The organism is Treponema bryantii (genome assembly GCF_036492245.1).
Taxonomy (GTDB): Bacteria; Spirochaetota; Spirochaetia; order Treponematales; family Treponemataceae; genus Treponema_D; species Treponema_D bryantii_C.
This window is the reverse complement of record NZ_AP025286.1, coordinates 549,904-567,671: the sequence shown is the minus strand read 5'-3', so window position 1 is coordinate 567,671 and position 17,768 is coordinate 549,904. Positions and strand designations below refer to the sequence as shown.

At 35.6% G+C, this 17,768-nt stretch carries 15 protein-coding genes; 3 read left to right on the top strand and 12 right to left on the bottom strand.

The window, feature by feature from the left end:
* Positions 1-45 precede the first annotated feature (45 nt).
* The 8 genes from AABJ44_RS02960 to AABJ44_RS02925 all read right to left on the bottom strand — a co-directional run bounded on the left by AABJ44_RS02960 (position 46) and on the right by AABJ44_RS02925 (position 9,111).
* The gene (locus AABJ44_RS02960; RefSeq protein ID WP_338370372.1) at positions 46-1,755 is read right to left on the bottom strand and encodes a type 2 periplasmic-binding domain-containing protein; all 1,710 of its coding nucleotides are present in this window, start codon (positions 1,753-1,755) and stop codon (positions 46-48) included.
* A 48-nt stretch (positions 1,756-1,803) separates the two neighbouring features.
* A complete protein-coding gene (locus tag AABJ44_RS02955) occupies positions 1,804-2,709 on the bottom strand; it encodes a carbohydrate ABC transporter permease (RefSeq protein ID WP_074641110.1) in 906 nt (301 codons plus the stop codon).
* 23 nt (positions 2,710-2,732) lie between these two features.
* Entirely contained in the window at positions 2,733-3,653 is a 921-nt protein-coding gene (locus tag AABJ44_RS02950; RefSeq protein WP_074641112.1) for an ABC transporter permease subunit, read from the bottom strand.
* 140 nt (positions 3,654-3,793) lie between these two features.
* Entirely contained in the window at positions 3,794-5,512 is a 1,719-nt protein-coding gene (locus AABJ44_RS02945; RefSeq protein WP_338370370.1) for a hypothetical protein, read from the bottom strand.
* Entirely contained in the window at positions 5,502-6,098 is a 597-nt protein-coding gene (locus AABJ44_RS02940; protein ID WP_074641116.1) for a hypothetical protein, read from the bottom strand. The genes AABJ44_RS02945 and AABJ44_RS02940 overlap by 11 nt, the downstream gene beginning before the upstream one ends.
* Positions 6,099-6,220: 122 nt before the next feature.
* Positions 6,221-7,627: a hypothetical protein gene (locus AABJ44_RS02935; RefSeq protein ID WP_074641118.1), complete on the bottom strand. Its 1,407-nt coding sequence runs from the start codon at positions 7,625-7,627 to the stop codon at positions 6,221-6,223.
* Positions 7,628-7,637: 10 nt separating this feature from the next.
* On the bottom strand, positions 7,638-8,114 hold the full coding sequence (locus AABJ44_RS02930; RefSeq protein WP_074641120.1) for a hypothetical protein: 477 nt from the start codon (positions 8,112-8,114) through the stop codon (positions 7,638-7,640).
* Positions 8,115-8,118: 4 nt separating this feature from the next.
* Positions 8,119-9,111, bottom strand: coding sequence for a hypothetical protein (locus tag AABJ44_RS02925; protein WP_338370369.1), 993 nt, complete (start codon positions 9,109-9,111; stop codon positions 8,119-8,121).
* A gap of 307 nt (positions 9,112-9,418) precedes the next feature.
* Here AABJ44_RS02925 and asnS point away from each other — a divergent pair, with 307 nt between their 5' ends.
* Both asnS and AABJ44_RS02915 read left to right on the top strand, forming a co-directional pair.
* Positions 9,419-10,879 carry an asparagine--tRNA ligase gene (asnS, locus tag AABJ44_RS02920; RefSeq protein ID WP_338370368.1) on the top strand — a complete coding sequence of 487 codons (1,461 nt, stop codon included), beginning with the start codon at positions 9,419-9,421 and terminating at the stop codon, positions 10,877-10,879.
* Positions 10,880-10,978: 99 nt separating this feature from the next.
* Positions 10,979-12,253 (top strand): YhjD/YihY/BrkB family envelope integrity protein, encoded by a 1,275-nt coding sequence (locus AABJ44_RS02915; RefSeq protein ID WP_338370367.1) that lies wholly within the window; start codon positions 10,979-10,981, stop codon positions 12,251-12,253.
* Here AABJ44_RS02915 and AABJ44_RS02910 read toward each other — a convergent pair.
* The 3 genes from AABJ44_RS02910 to AABJ44_RS02900 all read right to left on the bottom strand — a co-directional run bounded on the left by AABJ44_RS02910 (position 12,222) and on the right by AABJ44_RS02900 (position 13,810).
* Positions 12,222-12,803, bottom strand: coding sequence for a GNAT family N-acetyltransferase (locus AABJ44_RS02910; protein WP_338370366.1), 582 nt, complete (start codon positions 12,801-12,803; stop codon positions 12,222-12,224). The two genes, AABJ44_RS02915 and AABJ44_RS02910, sit on opposite strands and share 32 nt — an antisense overlap.
* 64 nt (positions 12,804-12,867) lie before the next feature.
* Positions 12,868-13,326 carry a DUF3021 domain-containing protein gene (locus tag AABJ44_RS02905; RefSeq protein ID WP_338370365.1) on the bottom strand — a complete coding sequence of 153 codons (459 nt, stop codon included), beginning with the start codon at positions 13,324-13,326 and terminating at the stop codon, positions 12,868-12,870.
* Between the two features lie 10 nt (positions 13,327-13,336).
* Positions 13,337-13,810: a LytTR family DNA-binding domain-containing protein gene (locus AABJ44_RS02900; protein ID WP_338370364.1), complete on the bottom strand. Its 474-nt coding sequence runs from the start codon at positions 13,808-13,810 to the stop codon at positions 13,337-13,339.
* A 165-nt stretch (positions 13,811-13,975) separates the two neighbouring features.
* On the opposite strand from AABJ44_RS02900, the gene AABJ44_RS02895 reads away from it, so the two are divergent.
* Positions 13,976-15,679 carry a class I adenylate-forming enzyme family protein gene (locus AABJ44_RS02895; RefSeq protein WP_338370363.1) on the top strand — a complete coding sequence of 568 codons (1,704 nt, stop codon included), beginning with the start codon at positions 13,976-13,978 and terminating at the stop codon, positions 15,677-15,679.
* A gap of 47 nt (positions 15,680-15,726) precedes the next feature.
* Here the strand turns inward: AABJ44_RS02895 and AABJ44_RS02890 are convergent, their stop codons facing one another.
* Entirely contained in the window at positions 15,727-17,631 is a 1,905-nt protein-coding gene (locus AABJ44_RS02890; RefSeq protein WP_338370362.1) for an immunoglobulin-like domain-containing protein, read from the bottom strand.
* Between the last annotated feature and the right edge of the window lie 137 nt (positions 17,632-17,768).

Sequence of the window (17,768 nt, the reverse complement as noted above, 5' to 3'; positions counted from 1 at the left end):
AAAAAGACCGTCGTTACCGACGGCCTTTTTTATTGCCTATAACAATTAGCGCATAGCAGCTAATTTAGCATTTACTTCGATTGTGTGTTTATCAACATCAAACTTATAGAGCTCATCAAATCCGAAGCCCTTTACTTCTGATACCATATCATCCCACATCTTATCGAATGCCTTATCATCAGCAGCGAAAATCATACGCCATGAAGCGTCACAAACAGAGTGATTTACACTGTTGCGGATTACAGAAATATCTGCTGAGTCAGATGGCAAACTTACACTTACGCTTGGGCTTACAACAAGTGCATTGTTCTTAACCATGTAGTCTGTAGCATTTGCTGCATTGTATTTCTTTTCCCAGTCTTTTCTCATCTGAGTCATATTCATTTCTTTGTATGACTTCCAGTACTGGTTGTTGTAGAGTTCACCAGTCTTAGGGTTAGTACACATAGAAGAAGCAATCCACTGGTTAATTGCATTGAATCCGTCGCTGTATCCACCGCCACCGAATTCTGCTGGAACAGGAAGGTTATCCATCAAAGCATTGTCGTTCATCTGGATATACTTTCCGTCTGAGCCAACTTTATAGTTGAAACCTTCAAGACCTGCATGCTGAATAATCAAAGATTCTGGACTAGCGTACCAGTCAAGGAATTCCATAATTCTCTTATACTTTGCAGGATCAACTTTTGAACCAACACCAAATACACGTCCGCTTCCGTAGTAAGAGTCTGAATCAGCATAGTATTTCTGATCCTTTACAGGAATGAAACAGAATGCAGATCCATCCTTATAGCGTTCATTTGTATTCCAGAAACCAATTTCCCATGTGTACCAGATGAAGTCTACCTGACCGTTAGAGATCTTAGCACAAACTGAGTTCCAGTCCTGTGTACCAGAATCAGGGTCTACTACTTTGAGTTTGTAAGCATCGTTAAGGAACTTAAGCATCTTGTAGTATGTTCCACTCTTTTCTGTAAGTGGATAGAAAGTCTTTCCATCTTCCTTAAGAATTGCAGATCCTTTAATCTTTTCACCATACCAGGTATTAAGCTGAACAACGTTAGCAATACCAATCATACCGTCACCACCATCCCAGTCTGGCCAGAGTGAAAGTGGATATGCTGGATCACCATTAGCATTTGTCGGGTGAATTTTTCTGATTTCTACAAAAGCCTTAAGAAGGTCATCAAGATTATTAATTTCTGGAGCGCCAATCTTGTTATACAAATCCCACTTGAGCTGTGGAAGAGAATAAATTCTTTCCTGGCTTACAGTTGTTGGAGATGTATCTGTCATTTCTGTAGGAATACCATAGAACTTTCCTGCAGAGTTTCCTGGAAGTCCTTTATTGAAAGTAGAAATCTGATCTTCGAACTTCATGAGATTTGGACTTGCCTTGAGTTCAGCAGTAATGTCCTTAATAAGTCCAGCTTCAAGACAATCGTTGAACTGAGTTGCTTCAAGAAGAACGATATCTCCAAGATTTCCAGAGCTTGCGCGAAGCTGATAGATGCTGTCGCCTGCAACCTGTGGAGCAATAATGTTCAATTCAATGTTAAATTTGTCCTTTACAACTTTAGCAAACCAACCAGACTGCATACCCTGATAGTTAGCAGCAACATCATAAATTTCAAAAGTCATAGGTGCATTATCATCACCAGCTTTTGAAACTTTCTTTTCATTACCGCAGCTACAAAGCAACGCAGCAGAAACAGCCATTACGGTAAGAGCAGAAAAAATCTTTCCTTTTTTCATTAGTGTTTCCTCCTAATTTTTTTTATATAATCGAATCGCAGATTCGTATTAACCTTTTACAGCACCAATCATAATTCCCTTTGTAAAGTAACGCTGGAAAACCGGGTAAACACAGATAATCGGCAATACAACAATTACAGAAACAGTCATTCTTATTGAAGTTGCCGTTGATGCATGGGCAAGACTCGCAGCCATAGCCGCAGCTGATGTACTGTTATTTACCAGAGCTTTAAGAGAACTTGCCTGATTTATATATTGATACAAAGTAAACTGAAGTGTGTACAATTTTGGATCTGTTACAAGAAGCAGTGTATCCTGGAATGAGTTCCACTGTGCAACCGAAGCAAAAATCGCAACTGTTGCAACAATCGGCTTAATAACAGGCACAATAATACTAAAGAAAATCTTAAGGGTACCTGCACCATCAATTACAGCAGCTTCTTCAAGTTCCTTTGGAACACTTTCAACAAATGTCTTACACAAAACAATGTAGAACGGTTGAACGGCAACCGGGAAGATATATCCCCAGAAACTGTTTGTAAGATGCAGGTTTTTCATTGTAATGAACCATGGAATGATCCCCGCATTAAAGTACATTGTGGCTACTGCATATCGATACCAGAACTTTCTTTTCCACAGACTCTCACGGGTAAACATATATCCCAGAAAGGCTGCAACAATTACAGTAAGCATTGTTCCGATAACAGTTCTTAAAATTGAAATCTTAAATGCCGAAATCAAACCGTTTATCTTCATTACCTGTGCATAGTTTGTAAGATGAAAACCAATCGGATACAGAAGAACCTTTCCACGCTCACTCAAATCATTTGCACTCATTGAGTTGATGAATATGTAATAGAAAGGATATACACAAACAAAAGCAAAAAATGTATAAACGATATAAGTTGAAATATTGATTATATGATCTTCAAGTGTAAGTCTTTTTAAACTCATTTTCTTTACCTCACAATAACAGACTACAGCAGGCTGTCGCCGCGGATTTTCTTTGAAACCCAGTTAGTAACACATAGCAGGATAATACTTACAAAAGTTTTCAGAATACTGATAGCTGTTGAAAGTGAATATCCACCGCTACCCATTGCAAGGTTATAAACATAAAGATCAAGAACTTCTATTTTTGCTTTATTGAAAGAGTTTGCAAATACAAAGTACTGTTCCATTCCGTTTGAGAGGAAGTTTGCAAGACTCAGCATTACAAGTACGAAATATGTTGGAAGGATACTTGGAATTGTAATATGCCAGATGCACTGCATACGCGATGCACCGTCTATCTTTGCTGCCTCCATAAGAGACTCATCAATTCCTGTAATTGCAGCAATATACATAATTGCAGCCCAACCGGCATTTTTCCAGGTAAGCCATAACCACTGCTTAAACCATACATGGCTCGAAGACTGCAGGAACATAACCGGTTCATCAATAATACCCATGTTCATAAGAACACTGTTTACTGCACCTGTACTGTTGAAAACGCTGAATGCAATGGAATAAACAAGAACCCAGCTGATAAAGTTTGGAAGGGTTGTAACTGTCTGAACAAACTTCTTAAAAGGAACTGATTTGATTTCATTCAGGAAGACTGCAAAGATCATCGGGAACCATGAGAACAAAAGACTGAGCCCGCTCATTGCAAAAGTATTAGTGAGAACCTGTACAAGTTTTTTTACCTTAACAGGATTTTCTACCATCGAAATAAACCATTTAAAACCAACGAACTTTTCCCAGGAAAGTGGAAACGGAGGTTTATAATCGAAGAATGCATAAACCCAGCCATATAACGGATAATAAGAAAAAACAGCGATAAGAAGAAGGAAAGGCAGTATCATCAGAAAGTCTTTCATTGAATTCTTCTGTCGGGCAGTCTTTAAGAATTTCATAATCACCTCAATACTTTTTTTGTTATAACAATTAGTTAAACGTTTTTAGTAAAACGTTTAACTAATTGTTAATTATACCACGGAATTTCCATAAGTCAATTTTTTTCTAGGGGAATTTTCTTACGTATAAATAAACGTTTTTACTCCATACAAATTAAACCTATGACCTGTCCTTTTATATCAGTATTAGTAATTATCAGTTCATTCTGATTATTACACTTCTCAAAAATTACAAAAGAATACGGAATCAAAGAAACATCTGTATCTTTCTTTAATTCCGGAAGTTTCAAATTCCATTTTTTTCCAGTTTCGATAAAACAGTACTCCCGATTATCAGGAAATAATTGAACAGGTTCTCCAGAATAAGGATCAAGAAGCATGGATTCTATATCAGAACGCTTATCATTTAATTCTTCTACCATATTCACATAAAGGATATCCGTTTTTAATCCAAAAATATTTCCAATATGTTCCCATCCAGTTCCTTCACTTGCTACAAGTCTCTGAAGAAAATCGATTCCACCTCTGTCAATAATTTCCAGAGGATCTTCAGAATTCCAGGTTATTCCTCCCTTTTTCCAGAATAACCAGCTTAAAAACATTGTTGCAGCAGCACGGCGGCCATTAGTATCTTCATTGCCCATAAAATCTGCTTTACACACAGAATACTTTTCCAAATTATTCAGATAATAACTTAGATTACTAATATTTCCTCCAGAAATACCATAACCACACAGGCTTTCACTTAAATGGCTCATCGCTTCATCCAGAAAAGTTTCTTCAACAGGAGGATTAGTTATTTTTTTTAATACTCGCGAATATGTCTTGATGTTATAATTAATTGCATGAGTTAACTCGTGGGCAATAGTTGCTGAAATGCAATTTACGGAATACGAAAATTTTTCTGCCTCCGGAACTGCAATATAAAGGACATCCATTTCATTACTGAAGGGAGATTCAATATCTCTTGCATAAAAATCTTCGGGATTAAAGAATCCTATTGCCGTTTCTTCCTCATTTATTGTAGGTGTAAACAAAAGAGAGATTTTTCCATCATTATCAATATCCGGAAGTTCACCCCACAAAGTTTTTAAGCGGGGAATTATTCTATTTTCAATTTCATTAATACACAAATCCAGAGAATTCTCGTTTACACGAATATCAGAGTATTCTTCTGGATTTTTTGGATACCATACAACATAAGATTCTGAAACATGAATTACTTTTGCGAGAATTTCATGAGGTTCTAAAGACTGATACTTTGTATTTATAACATAAAACTTTTTTTCATCATTTAAGGAATAAACATTTTTATTAGCAGTTCGCGAACTATTCGATAGTATTTTTTTCCCTTTGGCATTGCAATCAATATGGAAATCTCTTTTTAATTCCCTCTCTATACTTTTTTCATTAATAGAAAACTTACTGACAGATCCATCCAGAGCTACAAGGCCTGGCTTATAAACACCATTTGGAATTGATAAAGCCTGTTGATTGGAATTAACTAAATACATGAAAGTCTGCCCATGACTAATACTACGCTCTTCAACATAAATCAAAACAGACTTTTGATTATCCCTAAATACAGCTTTTATATTATGTACTCCCGGCTTTAGTTTTACCGTAAATCCGTTTCCATTCCCTAAAAATCCCGCTTTATCTGAATACCATAATATTTCATCACTATTCAAATTTGTTGATAGAGTGATAAGAGAATCTGAATAATAAATCCATTCTGATTTTGGAGTAATAATGTTGTAATTAATTTCTTGATTTTGAATATTTGTGCAGGCAGAAAAGAAGAACACAAATATAAAACCTAAAGAAGAAATTTGTATTTTTAATTTTTTACTGAACATTAAAACTTATATTCCCAGTTGAAAAAACTGAAACTGAATAATAATCTGCATCTTCAAAAAGAATATCTCCATAGGATTTTTGTTGTTGAATCTGGAGGTAAACGTATGAAGTTCCTGCAGGAATTGTATTTGCAGGAATTTCAATTGTTTTATTATTTGTAGATACTTCATATAAAATTTTTAAGGGAGTCCTTATAATTACTTTATATGTACACTCATCCATTGCAGAAAGCCAGGTAACTCTAATTGGATAAGCCGTATCAAATGAATCATATTTCTGATAACTTTGCCCAATTTGATTGGTCATTTCTATTAACTTATAATCGATAGAATCTTCCAGATAGGTATGAGGTATACTATAAACAACAGGAGAATCAAAAAGCCGAGACTTTACAACGACGGTATAAAAGCCATCCGAAGGTTTATCTATCAGCTTATAATAACACCCCTGCTGAAAATTGTAATCCAAAAGCGAAACTGTGTTTGCAGAATCCTTTATAGACACAATTGCGCCATTAACTATATTCCCATCTGGACCTTCAATATAAACTTTGGCTTCAACCTTATCATTGTATGGCGAAGCCAAAGAAATACGTATATCTCCAGATAACGAAATACTCGAAGAATTTCTACATGAAATAAAGTCTAGTAGAAAACATATTGTAAGCAAAATTATCAAGAAATATTTTTTCATAGCTCGTATTTTTATTAACGTTTTTTGTTAGTTCTATTTTTTATTCCAAGGATCTCATCTGCATAATCATTAATTTTATTTCTTGAAGCACTTCCAATGTCAGTAATATTTGCATGATTGCGATTATTGTAGATGATTCGGTTTGTTTTATTAAGTATTTTTGTCTCTGCAGAAGAACCAACTTTACTGTAAACTGGTAATTGCTGACTGCTTACAGCAACAAGTCCATCATTAGCAGATTCCCCAATTAATTCGTTAATCTCACGCTTGTAATTATAACACCAGTCTGCAGCCTTATTACAATCAGAAGCATAAGCAGGACTATTTGTAAATAAGCCGATAATTAAACAACTTTTAGCTATATGAGCTATATAAGCAGCATTGAATACGTCTCCCGCAATACGCATTCCTTTATCAATGTTATTGCGAGTAGTTTCATCAGCCATACTTAATGAATCATTATATCCACCAATAAGAAAATTTAAAGGCAAATTTTTATCAACCTTCATATTTACATCTGTGGTTTGCACTGTTGAATAAACAGTTCGTCTTTCCAATGTAGGATAACGAATTCCTAACCAGCCCTTCTTCCATACAACTTCAAGTGTAGTGCCAGAAGCAACTTTATAATAATATGGTTTTTCTTCAAGAACATATTTCTTTACAAAATCACTTTGTGGACACATATCTCTAATCTGTGCATAACTATTCCAGCCGGTATTATTCATAATTGGATATGCAAATCCTTTTGTTAAACCAAGCCAATTACACAAAAATAGATTACCTAAAGCATATACACCATCAGCAAAAGCTTTCTCAAAAATACTATTAAATATAAAATCAGATATAAAATCAGTTGGTGTAAAATCTAATACTTTTACAGTTCCATATATACCATCAGTAAGAATGTTTACATCCGTATAAAGACCCGATCTGAAATTTGCTCCCTTATTCTCAAGAAGTTTCAAGCCTTTATCTATGCCAGAAAAAGTAACTACACCTTTGAGCTGCTTATACAAAACCGGGTCCTTATTTTTTAAATAAGTACTCATAGCCACAGATCTTAATCCACCCTGACTATGTCCAAGGAAAACAAATGGAACAGGTTTTTTATCAGACTGATTTTCTGCTGCATAAAATTCTTTAAGCAGAACATAAGTTTCTTCAAGCATTGGTTCAATACCTTTTGACTCGGCATCATAATGCGAAAAATCAAACCCTTCAAAGTAAACCACACCTTTTATTCTTTCACCGCGATTTACACTTCCTGTATTCAATTCTGGCAAAGTATCATTTATGTATACTCTTGCAGTTTTACTCCAGAAACCACGACCAGCTACATCTTCAAGCCCGGCATTTGAAAAAGCCTTAATTCCAATTATTAAAAATAATAAAACAGTTATAAAAAATCTTTTATTCATATATTTTCTCCTAAATTGTCTCATGTAAATCCCATGTAAACACAGCTGGAATAGGATTTCCGTTCTCTGCATATAACATGAAATTTACCTTATCTTTTCCATCTTCTGTTTGTGTGCTTAAAGTAGGAATATCCAACGAAGTCTCATATAAAACTCCATTTACAGTAACTGTAAAGAAAATCTTTAAATTCTTATGATCTTTAATCTGCCAGTTATGTGGAACATAAAAAAATCTATAAGAATTGCTGCCAGAAAGATTGTAAGTTTTTGTAAAATTACTCATTGTATCTGAATCTTTTTCTTCACATTGTGTAAAATCTGGAACATTTAATTTTTCACATTTACACATAACTGTGATATCAGAATCTGTAACTCCCTCTAGAAGCAGATAAGTATTATAAACTTCCTGAATTCCAAAATTTATATCATCACACCCAAAGAGAAAAAATGTCAAAAATAAAATAATCAAACAATATTTTTTCTTCATATTGTTATAACTCCATAATCAACTTAAATACAGAATCATCAATAACATTAATTTCTATGTTGTCATATAATTCTATAATAGTTTCTATGGAGCCAGGATCTGCTGGATCTCCCAGTGGCATATCTTCGATTGTCACGGCATTGCCAGCATCTACAAGCTGTTCATATTCATCCTGAGAAAGTTCCGGGATATCATCCAAACTTTCAAAATATTCTATATCTTCAAGACCTTCATAACGGATGTCCGACTTCTTATCAATAATACTGTATTGTCCAATCTTAATTATAAGACCATCTTCAATTTCCTCATAAACAGGAGAAGTTGTTACAGTAACAATTGAACCATCTTCCATTTCTGTAACAGTTTCAACAGTTTCCATTAATTCATTGGTTGTATCATAAGAAACCTTTGTTGATAGTCTTTTTTCTTTATCAGTTGAAAAATATTTCGATGGTAAACTAACAGAAAGAACTTTTTCAGATTTATCTTCTGACATATCCAAGGCAAGTTTTGTTGCTTCATTTTTTATTCTGGAAAGGTCTATTTTTGAAAGATTCTGTTGTGTAATAATATAGCCCAGATCATTAATCAATTTAAAATCAGCTTCTGATGCAGAAATTTTCTTTTCAATTTGATTTGTTTTAGTATCAACTATAATGGTATCTGTACCATTTGACAGAACTGTTTTTGCAGCGACCTTCTCTTTTGCTGGAAAATCAAAACGTACATACTGTTTATCAGCTACTGTCTTAACAGCCATTTTATACTGTTCTCGAAGTTTTGCGCCACCAGCTCTACGGTTACTATCATCATATACAGAAACGGTTGCTGCAAAGGTATCAATACAATCTGTTTTTGACGTATCCCATGTTACTGTTGCTGGATTTTCCTCAAATAATCGAGGAACCGAATTTTGTGAGTCATTTTTACATGACCCAAGAATGAATGTTGAAGCAATCGCTACGATAAAAAAAGATTTTGAAATTTTTCTTTTCATAGACTCATCTCCTTTTAATAAATTAATTGTTCATACGAACAATTAAAAATATAAGCCCGAATTATTACCACCGCAATTCCCGGTATATAAATTTATGACTAATGTCACCGCTTTTTCATAAAATTTGTGATAGATGTCACAGCAAATTTCGTGTTGTATGACCTTCATCATATTTTTTTTAATGACAAAAAGAAGAAAAATAAGAAAAACCAGCATAATTGTATCAACCATTAAAAAATGATAATATAGAACAACATTTTCATTATTAGAGGCCGTTCGTGACGGCCGTTACGAAGGAGGGTACATTATGGTACCAGTATTAATTAAAGATTTACTGGCTTCGGCTCCAGATGGCCGTAAAGTTACAGTATGTGGTTGGGTTCGCACAGTTCGCGACTCAAAGGGTCTTGTTTTTATTCAGGTGAACGATGGAAGTTGTTTCGCTAATATCCAGCTCACATTTGACCGCAATAATCCTTCTAATAATGCAAATGTAAATGAAATTGAAGAAGAACTCAAAAAGCTCAACACTGGAGCAAGTGTACGTGCAGAAGGCCTTTTGATTGAAAGCCCTGCAAGCGGACAGGCTGTAGAAGTAGCTCTCGAAAGCCTCAAGTGTCTTGGTCAGGCTAATCCGGATGAATATCCATTGCAGAAGAACAAGATGTCTATGGAATATCTCCGCGACAATGCTCACCTTCGTGCACGTACAAACACTTTTGGTGCTGTTTACCGTATGCGTAACCAGATGGCTTTTGCTGTTCACTCATTCTTCCAGGAAAGAGGTTTCCAGTACATCAACGCTCCGGAAATCACTTGTTCTGACTGCGAAGGTGCTGGAGAAATGTTCCAGGTAACAACACTCAGCCTCGAAAAGATTGCTGAGATGGGTGTTAAGGCCGGACAGGGCGGAATGAAGATTGAAGACGCTCACAAGATTATCGACTACAGCAAGGATTTCTTTGGAAAGAAAGCTTCCCTCACTGTATCAGGTCAGCTTGAAGCAGAAACTCTTGCAACTGCATTGAGCCGCGTTTACACTTTCGGACCTACTTTCCGTGCAGAAAACTCTAACACTCCACGCCACCTCGCTGAGTTCTGGATGATTGAACCTGAAATGGCTTTCTTTGATCTCAACGACGACATGGACATTCAGGAAGACTTTGTAAAATATCTTTTGAACTGGGCTCTCACAAAGTGCCGCGAAGACCTCGCATTCTTTGACAAGAGAATTCAGCCGGGCCTTATCGAAAGTCTCGAAAAGGTTGCTAAGGCTAAGTTCACAAGAATCAGCTATACACAGGCAATTGAAGATCTTGAAAAGGCAGCTGCAAATGGTGCTAAGTTCGAGTTCAAGCCTTACTGGGGCTGCGACATTGCAACAGAGCACGAGCGCTATCTTACAGAAAAGATTTATAACGGCCCTGTTATGGTTTTCAACTATCCAAAGGAAATCAAGTCTTTCTATATGAAACAGAATGATGACGGCAAAACTGTAAAAGCTGTAGACGTTCTTGTTCCTGGAATCGGCGAACTTATCGGTGGTTCTGAACGCGAGGAAGATTACGGCAAACTTAAGGCAGAAATCGAACGCCGCGGAATGGACGAGTCTATCTACGACTGGTACCTCGACCTCCGCAAGTTTGGTACAGTTCCACACTCAGGCTTCGGTCTTGGTTTTGAACGCCTTCTGCGCTACGTAACAGGTATGGACAATATAAGGGATGTTATTCCTTATCCACGCGCACCAAAACTTGCTGATTTCTAATACAGTTTTAGAACAATAATCAAAAGCCGGATTTCTCAAAGAAGTCCGGCTTTTACTTTTCCTATTCCCAAAATGTCCTTATAGGACTATTATATAAATATGACCCCGATTAAGGCATATTTGAAAAAAAAGTTCTCCCGCTTTGGACAGATTCTTTATCTGACACTTTCAAATTTTACAAAAAACGCATTATGGGAAAGTGCTTCTTCCTGTGCCTTCGGATTTATTTTTTCTTTCATTCCTATCACACTGATTATCTTTGCAGTTTTAATCGGAATTCTTAGAGTTAATCCTAACATCTATAATTTCATTATTTCTTTTTCACAGGAGCTGACCTCTCTTGTAAACCTTCAGCCAGTTCTTGATAAAATGATGCAGACAAAATCCATAAACGGATTCAACATCTTTCTTGGTGTATGGGTAGTCTGGATGGCCCGTAAGCTCTTTAATTCTATAATCGGTTCGATGAATAAGATTTTCAGACCGGTTTCAAAACGAAAATCCTGGTTTAATCAGATTCTTACTTTTATCAGCGAATTTTCAATGACACTGATTATTGCGGTTGTAATTCTTGTTGCATTTGCTTTCAGCCAGCTGATGGCTCTTCCTGTTTTTCAGAATCTGCTTCAGTACACACCAATTCTTATGTCACAAAGTTCAAAAAATCTAGGTACTCTGGTTTTGTATTTTGTACTTTTTATCAGTACAACTATTGCCTACCGCTTAATTCCAGGAACAAAACCTTTACTCCGACGCTGTATTTTCTATGCAGGTTTATGTACGCTCAGTTTCTTTATCGTTTCTTTTTTCATCAATATGTTTTTGAATGTAACAAAATATAACACTATTTACGGAACCATCAGTTCGCTTGTAGTTTTGATGATGAAGGTTTATTTTTTCTTTATCATATTTCTTTTCTGTGCTCAGATGATTTATGTTTCACAATTCTTTGTTACACTACTCCGCTCAGAAATCTATCAGCTTCCAGCCTATGGAACTAAAGGAATTGGAGCCTACCTGCGCCGCTTCCTCTTCATAAATCCATCTGAAATCCAGACAAAAAACAATACAGTACTTCTTGATGTAGGCCAGACTTTATTTTCTGCAGACCAGAAGGTTGATTATGTTTATTATCTTAAAACTGGCGCAGTTTCAGAAGCCTCTGACAGAGGTTTTACATTGCGCACACAGGGAACTTTCCTTGGTGATGTTCAGTGTATTTTGAATGAAAACTACGGCTCAACTGTTACAGCTCTTGCAGAATGTGAATTCATCAGTTTTACATCAGAAGAGTTTATGCAGATTATTAACAAAAGCCATCATGCGGCACGCAAGGCAATTTCTAAGATTTCGGAATATACTGCAACTGTTTAAATGGTATAAACGGAGCCTGTGTCTGTTTATGCTCAGTAATTGTTTTTTCCATATAAATTAAATTATACCAGCGGTCAAATTTGTAGCCGCAGCGATTCATTTTTCCAACCAGTTTATAACCTTGTGCTTCATGAAAATGCTGACTATCGCGACTCAGATGTTCATCATTGTCTTCTGCCGGATCAGCAATTCTTGCATATAGATTTGTGATATTTTGTGATGCCAGAATCCTTTCCAGTTCTTCATAAAGAAGTTTTCCAAGCCCAAGTCTGTGATAATTCAAACCAATATAAATAGAAGTTTCTATTGACCAGTCAAATGCAGCCCGTGCCCCAAAACGACTGGCATAAGCATAACCTGCAATCTTTCCATCAACTTCTGCAACCAGATACGGATAATTCTCGAGTGTTGTACAAATACGTCTTTCAAACTCCTGAACAGAAGGAACTTCATATTCAAAAGAAACAGCAGTATTCGCAACATAATATGAATAAATCTCCTGCAAATATTCCGCATCATCCTTTTTTGCAATTCTGATCTTAACTTCCATACCGGCATTATAGCATAAAGGACTGCCTTTTAGCAGTCCTTTATTTTTCGTTTTTATAAGCTAATTACAAAGCCTCGTTTATCTTTTTTACCTTATTTTTGTAGTACAGTGTAAAGCTTGTCCAGAATATTATGTAGATTACGATAAACACAACAAACCAGATAATTGTGCTTGTTACAGTATGTGGAAACCAGCCGGAAATAAAACCTGCAATGTACATTAGTATTGAAGTAAAAATAAAATGTGTTGCTGTCTGACGGAGCAGGCTCCAGTCATCAAGTTCAAAAATTACCGATGTACCGGCAAACATAGAGCCCATAAGTCCTGTAATAAAATACTGGATTATTACGGCGCCAATTTTTGTACCAGCTAGCTCATACAGGCCTGTTGTAAACGGATAAAAATTTCCATCACGCATTCCAAGTGATTCGAGTATCAGAATTGTCTGTCCGATAAACACACCAATCATAAATCCCAAAGCAGTTCTTTTGGCCACAGCCTTCTTTATTTCATTCTTTGTCATAATAAATCTCCTATTTACGAGTCATCAGAATCTGACTCTTAATTTTGTTCATATATCTTCTTGAAACTATTGCAAATCTTCCGTTGCCGTAATTAACTTTTACAACTCCGGAAAGAGACATATCAAACTTCTCCACTTTTGAAAGATTCACAATATCCGTGTTCGAAATTCGTATAAAATCTGTCCAGCCACAGCGTCTTGCAAGCTCTTCAAATTCATACAATCTCAGTTTCAAAAGCAGCGGTTTCTCTTCTCCTTCACATTCCAGATAAACCTTTTTATCCAGACTATAGACTCGAAGAATGTTCTGCTGCTTAACCTGAATACAGTAATCCCCGTCCCAGCCGGTAATCACCGCCTTCTGCCCGCTTTCATCCATCATGCTGATTTTTTCGACAATAGTTTTGATTCCTTCAGTTTCTTCAGACGTATGAATCACGCAGTAAGGTCTTTCACATTTTTCAATTCTGATTTGTGTCTGCACTAAAGCCTCCTTATGATTTTAATGCTTACAAACTCTAGCCTCCATTGTAAAACATGGAGAAGACTTTGCAAGTTTTTTATGATTCGGAGTATATACTGCATCTGGTATTCTGTATGTTTTTAAAAGATAAGTGGCATTATTTAATGATAAGTGGTAAAATTACCTATGCTTAAAAAGTTACAGACAGGCTATGCCTCAATTGATAAACCATGGCTTCAATATTTTTCTAAAGAAGCAATAGATTCTAAAATTCCTGAATGCAATTTATATGAATCTATCTGTCAGCGTAATAAAGATAATCTGGATAAAACTGCTCTTGATTTTTATGGAAATCAAATTTCTTACCGCTTATTATTTGAGAACATTAAAAATACAGCAGCTTCTCTTAGTGCACTCGGTGTAAAAAAGGGTGAAACAATTGCTGTCTGTATGCTGAATACACCCGAAACAATTTATCTGATTTATGCGCTGAACCTGTTGGGGGCATCTGCAAATATGCTTTGCCCAATGAGTCCACCAGAAGAATTACTTCACAATATTAAACTTTGTAATTCCAGATTTTTGTTTACTCTGGACATTTTCCAAAACACAATTCTTTCCTTCATCAACAAAAGTGATATTCAAAAGGTAATCGTTGCAAACCTTACAACATCTATGTCACTGGCTTCACGACTTGGCGCTGCCCTGTTTAAAAAAGTTAGGACTGTTCCTCTCGTAAAAGATGCCCGCTTTTTCAGTTGGAAAGATTTTCTTAAAAAGCAATTGGATTATCAGATAAGCAATGATGCAAACAGCACTGCCGTTATTCTTTATACAGGCGGAACTACCGGTGGTTCAAAAGCTGTTGAGTTGACTAACTACAATGTTAATGCCGTTGCCTGGCAGAATTTATACGGTGTGCAGACTATAAAACGAGAACACGTATGGGTGGGAGGCCTGCCACTTTTTATTGCCTATGGTTTAGCCTGTAGTATACAAACACCGCTTGTGATAGGTATGACAATTCTTTTAAGGCTTCCAATGACAGATACACTGGAAAAGTTAATAAAGATGAAACCGAATTATATCTGCAGTATCCCAAATTCGTGGAAGGAACTTGCTCAGTCAAATAAGAAAATAGATCTTTCATTTTTCTTAGTGCCAATAAGTGGCGGTGATATAATTCCAATTACCATTGAAAATAAAATCAATGAATTCCTGAAAAAAAATCATTCAAAGCTTCCTCTTTATAACGGCTATGGGCTTAGTGAAGTATGTGCTCAGGCAACCTGCGGGCATCCTGTAAATCAAAAGCCGGGAACTGTGGGAGTTCCATTTGTTAAAAATACAATAGCTGCATTTGATTTAGAAACCGGTGAAGAACTTAAATACGATGAAGAAGGAGAACTTTGTATAAATACTCCATCAATGATGAAAGGCTATATCAATAATGAAGCTGAAACAAATAAAGTCATCAGACGTCATAAAGATGGTTTATACTGGGTACATACTGGTGATTTAGGTTATGTCGACAGTGATGGCTTTATTCATATAAATGGTCGCATGAAAAGATTTTTCGTCCGTCAGTGTGATGGTATGGTAAAAAAAATTTTCTGTCCTGATGCAGAAAATCATCTGTTGCAATGCAAGGATATTGAACAATGTGTATTTGTTCAACAGCAGGGTGAAACAGAACAAAAAATTTGTGCATTTATTATTCCCTCAGATAAAACCATAAGCCAGTCAATACTGATTGACAGGGTAAAGTCTTTCTGTAAGGAATCACTTGGAGATTTTTATAGTCCGGACAGCCTTTATGTAATTGATAAATTCCCTCTGACAAAAATCGGAAAAATTGATTATAGGGCACTTGAAAAGAAAATAATATAAAAAAAGGTGGCTGCGAATTACGCAACCACCTGAAGTTATCTACTTATTTAGTCAAGTTCATATCCTTGGAAAGCCAAATTTACAGATGCTGTGAGGATACCTCCAGAAATTGTTACTGTTCCGTCTTTGTTATCGGTAACAGTAATACTAAATGGACTAGACAAAGGTTTTTCGTTTGCATCATAAGTAGCTGTAAATACTGTATGTTTTTTATCCCATTTACCTTTATATTCTGTACTATTGATATAGATATATGATGTTCTTGGATAAATTCTAAAAGAAGAATTTTTGTCATAGTCATAATAATAGAAACTTCCAAGCTGATTATACCAAGGTTTTGTATTATCAAATTGATATTCGAAATTTATTTCTACTCCGTTAGGATAAGCTTTTGTATAATTTCTTTTATCCCAGAACCTATATGTATAAACTGCATTCTTTGGATATCTACTTAAAAGATCTTCAATTTCATCAGCAATAAGATCATCAATTGTATAATCCTCAGATAATCCCATTGCTGCATAGTATGCTGCCATATATGTCTGAATTACCGCTGCCTGTGTTGCCGCATCATCATCTTTTGATGCTCCCAGCATTTCCAGGAATTCTTCTTCTGACATATATGAAGCACCTTCTCCTGCATTACTCAAATAAATAGCCTTGGCGGTTTCATATAATTCTGAATATGTAGACGGAGGATTATTCATTAGATTTATCATTTCGCTGTACAAAGAAGTATACTCTTCTGCCATTGCTTCCAATGTAGACCATTTACCTCTGGATTTAATTTTTGTTGTAGTTACCCTTATCTTATAATTTTCAAGTAATTCATAGGAATATTCTGCACCAGAGTCATCATATCCAGTCCAACTTTTTTCCTTTATAAAAGTTTTAGTACTTGGATTATTTGTAAAAATTTCGGTTCCAAATATCTCACCAGTTGAATTATCATAGTGATAATAAATAATTTCTGTTACAGCAGGAACTTCAATTGAAACTTCTTTTGTTACGAAGTCTCCATTATAAGAAAGAGATATATTAAGCTTTGCAGTCTGTTCTATGAGATCTTTTTCTATAAGAACATTATTACCGTTAGTAGTAAATGATGCTCCAGCTGAGCCAGCTGCAAATGCAACTGATACAGCAACAGTTTTACCATGAACTGTAATTGTCTCTGGAATAGCAACTTCTTCTCTAAAGTTTTCACCAGTATAATTAATAACCACTTCACTCTTTGCAGCTTCAAGAATCTCTTCATCAGTAAGTTCTTTATCTGCCTGAGGAACCTTTACTGTATACTCTTTAGTTTTTGTTTTTCCTTCATAGGTCAAAGTTGCAGTAAGTGTTACTTCATCGTCCCCAGTTCCTGCCTGATGTGTAACGGCGCCTGTAGATGCCTTAATAATTGAATCATCAGAAGAAGTCCATGTAATTGTTACATCCGAATATCCTGGAACAGTTTTTGGAAGAGTAATAGATTCACCAGTTACCAGTGTTGGAATAAGATCATCTGCCATTGCAGCATAAGCTTTACCAAGAATGTCTGGTGACTTCTGCTCAACTTCTACAGTATAGACTTTAGTTCTTGTTTTTTTATCATAAGACAAAGTTGCAGTTAGATTTACCTCATCAACATCAGTACCCTCATTATGAGTAACAGCACCAGTTGCTGGATTGATGATAGCTTCATTCGAAGATGTCCATGAAAGTCGAACTGATTCATAACCCGGAATAGTCTTTGGAAGAGTAATGGAATCTGTATCCGCATCAACATAAGATGAAATAAAATTATCTCCCATCTTTGCCAAAGCTTCATCAATGATTTCTGTTTCGATTTTTTCAACAGAATCTTTAGCTTTGCCTAAAAGTAAATCGCAGCTTGTAAAAAGTCCAACGCTTGTAAGTAGAAATAATACAGAAATCAATACCGAAAATTTTTGCATTTTTTTCATAAAAACTCCTTTAAAAAATTATTTTTATATATGTTTTATACAAACCAAATCATGATTTTATCTTGTCTTATAATTAAATTATAGGGGGTATAAGCAAATTTTACTGTTACATTTGTCACAAATTTTCGGAGTTTTCC